Here is a 5530-nt window from a genome sequence, read left to right as displayed (position 1 = left end):
GAAACGATCGTTTTCGGCAGCTCTCGCGTAAGGCTGAGGCGTAAGGTTGCCTGGTCGACCCGGACCCTGTCGACGGCGGTGATCCGGTCCGCTCGTCATGAGCGCGGTAGCCGGTCCACTCGTCGCAAGGGTGGTGCCGACGCCCCACTAATCGTCGAGACGGTCGAGAATCTCATTCATCTGGTCGATCTCTTCCTGCTGTGACGAGATGATCTGCTCACAGAGATCTTGGATCTCCGGGTCGCTGATGTCTGATTGCTCACACACCAGAATCGCTCGAGAGTGATGCGGGATCATGGAACGGAGGAACTGGTCGTTACCGACGAACGCTTCCGAGCGTCCCATGAAGAAGGCGACAAGGAAAAGCGCGGCGAAACCTACGAGCAAGCTGATGTTCGCGGCCTTGTTCGGGAACATCTTCCACATGACGATGACCATGATGATGCCCATGGGGAAGACCATCATCAGTGCCATGTAGAGGTTGCTGATGTTGAGGAAGAGATCGTCCAGGACGTTGATCATCGCAAACGTGAGGAAGTACATCACAACGAAGCTGAGCGATAGCGAGACGGCGAGCTTAAGGTAGCTCGACATCCCGCCCTGATTCTTCCCCTGGGAGTGGCCGGCCGGCGGGCGTGAACCGTTGTCGGCGTGCTGGCTTGTCATAGCGACTCCAGCAGTGCAACGCACGCCTGTTCGCAGCGTCGGCATGCCTCAGCGCAGATCGTGCAGTGTTCGTGCATGGTGTGCTGTTCACATTCGTTAGCACAGCTCAGGCACGCCGCTCGGCAAGCTTCGAGCGCGGCACGGGTGACGCTGGCGTCGTGCCCGGTGCGACGGGAGAGGATCCGGGCGGTGGTTATGCAAAGGTCTGCACAGTCCTGGTTCGCGCGAATGCACTTGATTAGGTCAGCAACCATGTCCTCGCTGAGGCAAGCGTCGGCACATGCGGTGCAGGCTTGCGCGCACGCGAGACACGCGTCGATGCAGTCGACGAGCTTCTTCTGATCAATTCCGCCCAGATCTTTCGGATACGTGCTGAGCATTTCTTCGGTGACGGTCATGAGAGAACTCCTTTCGTGAGCCACGAAAGTACGCTCGCATCGCCCGCGCACTGAGGCCCTTGAATACCCCGCTGGGGTATGGTAACCCGGTATTGATAAGCCGCCGCGCTGCGCAGATCAGCCTGTGAGCTGAACAGAGTCGGCGACCACGTTCGCCTAGCGGGAATAGAAGCGAAAACATTGAGTTACATACCCCCAGGGGGTATGCTCGAGGCATGAACGGGTACGACGGAAGCAAGGACGACCTGCGCAAGCGGTTGAATCGCGTCGAAGGCCAGGTGCGGGGGATCTCCCGGATGGTTGATGAGGACAAGTACTGCATCGACATCCTTACGCAGGTCTCTGCGGCGACGAAGGCCCTGGAGACGGTGGCGTTGTCGTTGCTGAGCGATCATCTGAGTCACTGCGTCGCTCAGGCAAGTGCTGAGGGTGGCGACTTCGCAGCGGAGAAGGTTCGTGAGGCCAACGAAGCCATCGCCCGCCTGGTTCGTTCATGACCACACGTCTGTTTAGTAAAGGAGAACACCATGACTGATCGCATCGAGCTGGGACTGACGGATGCGAACGCTGGTTGCGCATGCTGCGCTGCCCCATCGAACACAGAGACAGCCGTCCACGACGATTCTGCGGTCACATCGGAGGTGCTCGTCGACGGGATGACATGCTCGCATTGCGCATCGAGCGTCAGTGAGGAGCTGGGCGCTGTCGACGGTGTCGAGTCCGTCACCGTGGATCTCAACGCGGGTGGCACCTCCCGGGTGACCATCCGCAGCACCGCCCCGGTTGACCCCGCCGCTGTGAAGGCTGCGGTGGAGGAGGCCGGCTACGCTCTCGCGACCAGCCAGCCCTGAGTTGCATCTGTCGGCGTCCGGCTTACCCGGGCGCACCTGAGCAAGGAGTCTCCGATGAGCCAGCACGACGAACACACCGATCACACCGCGCACCGCAACCACACGGCGGCGGCAACGACGGAGCACGACCATGGGGCGATGAGCCACGATCACGCTGCACCGCACGAAGACACCGGGCACGGCGGCCACGAAGATCACGCCGGTCACGGCGGGCATGGCGGCCACGGGGATCATGTGGGGCAGTTCCGGCGCCTGTTCTGGATCATGCTGCTCCTCGCCGTGCCGGTGGTCGGATTCTCGACGATGTTCTCGATGATCCTGGGGTACCCGCTGCCGGACGCGGCGTGGGTCGCGTGGGTGTCACCGGCTCTCGGAACGGTGATGTACGTGTGGGGCGGTGCCCCGTTCCTGACCGGTGCGGTCGGTGAACTTCGTGCCCGCAAACCGGGGATGATGCTGCTGATCGCCCTCGCGATCACCGTGGCGTTCCTCGCCTCCTGGGGGGCGAGCATCGGGCTGCTGCACCACGAGCTGGATTTCTGGTGGGAGCTGGCGCTGCTGATCGTGATCATGCTGCTCGGCCACTGGATCGAGATGCGTTCCCTCGCCCAGACGACGTCGGCGTTGGATTCCCTCGCCGCATTGCTGCCCGACGAGGCGGAGAAGGTCGACGGAGACACCACTGTCACCGTCGCACCGGCTGATCTGCAGGTCGGAGACGTGGTGGTGGTGCGTCCGGGCGGGCGGGTCCCCGCGGATGGGCGGATCGTGCAGGGTTCGGCCAGCATGGACGAGTCGATGATCACCGGAGAGTCTCGGCCGGTGCGCCGCAGCGATGGTGACCCGGTAATCGCTGGAACCGTAGCCACCGATTCCGGGGTGCGGGTAGAGATCACCGCCATTGGTGAAGACACCGCACTCGCGGGCATCCAGAAACTGGTCACGGAGGCGCAGAGTTCATCGTCGCGGGCGCAACGACTCGCGGATAAGGCAGCGGGGTGGCTGTTCTGGTTCGCGCTCGGCGCTGCCGCGATCACCGCGATTGTGTGGACTCTCGTCGGCCAGCCCGAGGCAGCCGTGATCCGCACCATCACCGTGCTGGTCATCGCCTGCCCGCACGCGCTGGGTCTCGCGATCCCACTGGTCGTGTCGATAGCGACCGAACGCGCCGCCCGTGGAGGTGTGCTGATCAAGGATCGTCTCGCCCTGGAGAGCATGCGCACCGTCGACACGATCCTGTTCGACAAGACCGGCACGCTCACCAAGGGCACCCCCGCCGTGACCGCGATCGATCCCGTCACAGGGGCCGACGCCGATCAGCTGCTCGCGTGGGCGGCGGCCGCGGAAGCGGACTCCGAGCACCCCCTCGCCCGTGCGATCGTCAACGCAGCGAAAGAGAAGAACCTCACCGTTCCGCGATCGACCGATTTTGAATCCTCCCCCGCCGTGGGGGTGCGTGCCCGTGTCGACGGACACGTCGTGCAGGTCGGCGGCCCGTACATGCTCGAGCAAGAACACGCCGTTGAGCTGCCGGTTGCCGACGAGTGGCGCGGTGAGGGTGCGATCATCCTCCACGTGCTCGTCGACGGTCAGGTGACGGGCGCGCTGCGCCTCGCGGATGAAATCCGCTCCGAGTCGCGTCACGCGGTCGTTGCGCTTCACGAGCGCGGCGTGCAGGTGGTCATGATCACCGGTGACGCTGACGCGGTCGCCGCGTCCGTCGCCGGCGAGCTGGGTATCGACCGGTACTTCGCCGGGGTCCGTCCGGAGGACAAAGCCTCCAAGGTGAAAGAACTGCAAAACGAAGGCCGCAAGGTCGGGATGGTCGGTGACGGCGTGAACGACGCCCCCGCCCTCGCCCAGGCAGACGTAGGGATTGCGATCGGTGCAGGAACGGACGTTGCGATCGCCTCCGCAGGTGTCATCCTCGCCAGCGACGACCCCCGGTCGGTGATCTCCGTGATTGAGCTGTCGCGGGCCAGTTACCGGAAGATGAAACAGAACCTCTGGTGGGCCGCCGGGTACAACCTTCTCTCGGTGCCGTTGGCTGCCGGTGCGCTCGCCCCCGTCGGGTTCGTGTTGCCGATGTCGGTCGGTGCAGTGTTGATGTCACTATCCACGATCGTTGTCGCGCTGAATGCGCAGTTGCTGCGACGGCTGAACCTCAGCCCGGACGCCGTCGTCGACAAGTAGGCGCATGGGCGGCGGCGACGTACCCTGGAAGAAAGGGAGGTGGGACAGTGTTGACGACGATCGCACGGCGCGTGCATGACCAGCGCACCCTCACCCGCACCCTCCTGACCGTCGTCGCCGTCGCCTTTTCCGTGATCTTCGGGCTTCTGGCGATGCACTCGATGAACACGCACACCATGCCCTCCGGGCACAGCGAAACCATCGCGGTCGCACCCGCGCATGCCGACGCTCACCCCGCACACGCCTCAGGCGAAGCTGCAGCGATGGATGAGACGGGCTGTGCGACGTGCTCTGACGATCACGGCATGTCGTGGATGGCCTGCGTTCTCGCGCTCCTCATCGCCGTAGTGCTGGTCACCCGGCCGCCCGCCTGGTGGCGCTCACTCACCGAAACCCCTGGTCCGCTCCTTTCACGTTTTGCGCTTCGCGGCGCGCTGTACCCGCTGCGGCCGCCGTCTCTCACCGTTCTCTGCATCAGTCGCACCTGATGGCTGGCATGCCCGTTCTATGGGCAACGCCCCCTCGCCCAGCCTGTCTCGCTGGGCACCATCATCGACTCTTGGAGAGAACCATCATGAAGACCCGTTTTGCGGCGACCGCCGCACTCACTCTCACTGCTGTGCTCGCCCTTGCCGGCTGCGCTGGAAACACCTCCGGCGGAGGCGATATGCCCGGCATGAATCACGAGAGCAGCAGCTCCGCCCCGGCGTCGGCGGACGCCAATGACGCCGACATCATGTTCGCCAGCATGATGAAGGAGCACCACGCTCAGGCCATCGAGATGTCTGACATGCTCCTCAGCAAGGACGGCGTCAACGAGCGCGTCGCCGCCCTCGCGGAAGAGATCAAGGCAGCGCAGGGCCCCGAAATCCAGAAGATGGAGCAGTGGCTCGAAGAGTGGGGCGCTGATACCTCCAACATGGAAGGCATGGACCACGGCGGCGGCATGATGTCCGACGACGACATGCAGGCCCTCGAAGATGCCACCGGGGCGGACGCCAGCCGTCTGTTCCTCGAGCAGATGATCGAGCACCACCAGGGTGCCGTCGAAATGGCCCAAGACGAAGTCGACAACGGCCAGAACAGTGACGCGGTCGCCCTGGCCGAGACGATCATCGAGGCACAGACCACGGAGATCGCCACGATGAAAGACCTCCTCGACACACTCTGATCTACCTTCGGGGGTGCGGCGCTCGCCCGCACCCCCGAACTGGCCTTCTCGCAGTAACCCACGCCACCGCGCTGGTGCCATGTCGCGACTCTCATTCGCGTACCGCTCGCGCACCTGCATGCATTTCTTCACGTCGGAGTCTCATGAACCGCCACTCGCCCCTACCCGCTTTCGCGATCGCTCTCGCAGCCGTCGCCCTCACCGGCTGCGCCGTGCCGCAGGCCTCCGGCACCAACGCGGTCCCCCCCGTT

Annotated in this window: 7 protein-coding genes; 5 read left to right on the top strand and 2 right to left on the bottom strand. The window is 64.1% G+C overall.

The window, feature by feature from the left end:
• Positions 1-147: 147 nt before the first annotated feature.
• Entirely contained in the window at positions 148-666 is a 519-nt protein-coding gene (locus ACZ402_RS20245; protein ID WP_200838872.1) for a DUF305 domain-containing protein, read from the bottom strand.
• A complete protein-coding gene (locus ACZ402_RS20240; protein WP_058631433.1) occupies positions 663-1064 on the bottom strand; it encodes a four-helix bundle copper-binding protein in 402 nt (133 codons plus the stop codon). The genes ACZ402_RS20245 and ACZ402_RS20240 overlap by 4 nt, the downstream gene beginning before the upstream one ends.
• Before the next feature lie 215 nt (positions 1065-1279).
• Here ACZ402_RS20240 and ACZ402_RS20235 point away from each other — a divergent pair, with 215 nt between their 5' ends.
• From ACZ402_RS20235 to ACZ402_RS20215, 5 genes are all read left to right on the top strand, one after another.
• Complete coding sequence (locus ACZ402_RS20235; RefSeq protein WP_053095982.1) at positions 1280-1561, top strand: metal-sensitive transcriptional regulator; 282 nt, start codon at positions 1280-1282, stop codon at positions 1559-1561.
• A 30-nt stretch (positions 1562-1591) separates the two neighbouring features.
• Entirely contained in the window at positions 1592-1915 is a 324-nt protein-coding gene (locus ACZ402_RS20230; RefSeq protein WP_060921756.1) for a heavy-metal-associated domain-containing protein, read from the top strand.
• 54 nt (positions 1916-1969) lie between these two features.
• The gene (locus ACZ402_RS20225; protein WP_465285942.1) at positions 1970-4108 is read left to right on the top strand and encodes a heavy metal translocating P-type ATPase; all 2139 of its coding nucleotides are present in this window, start codon (positions 1970-1972) and stop codon (positions 4106-4108) included.
• Positions 4109-4155: 47 nt separating this feature from the next.
• Positions 4156-4596 carry a DUF6153 family protein gene (locus ACZ402_RS20220; protein ID WP_042538298.1) on the top strand — a complete coding sequence of 147 codons (441 nt, stop codon included), beginning with the start codon at positions 4156-4158 and terminating at the stop codon, positions 4594-4596.
• A gap of 86 nt (positions 4597-4682) precedes the next feature.
• On the top strand, positions 4683-5279 hold the full coding sequence (locus ACZ402_RS20215; protein WP_026049681.1) for a DUF305 domain-containing protein: 597 nt from the start codon (positions 4683-4685) through the stop codon (positions 5277-5279).
• Positions 5280-5530 lie beyond the last annotated feature (251 nt).

This window comes from Cellulosimicrobium sp. NPDC030954, assembly GCF_055571305.1.
The sequence above is the reverse complement of the archived record's forward strand: the minus strand, read 5'-3'. Positions and strand labels throughout refer to the sequence as shown.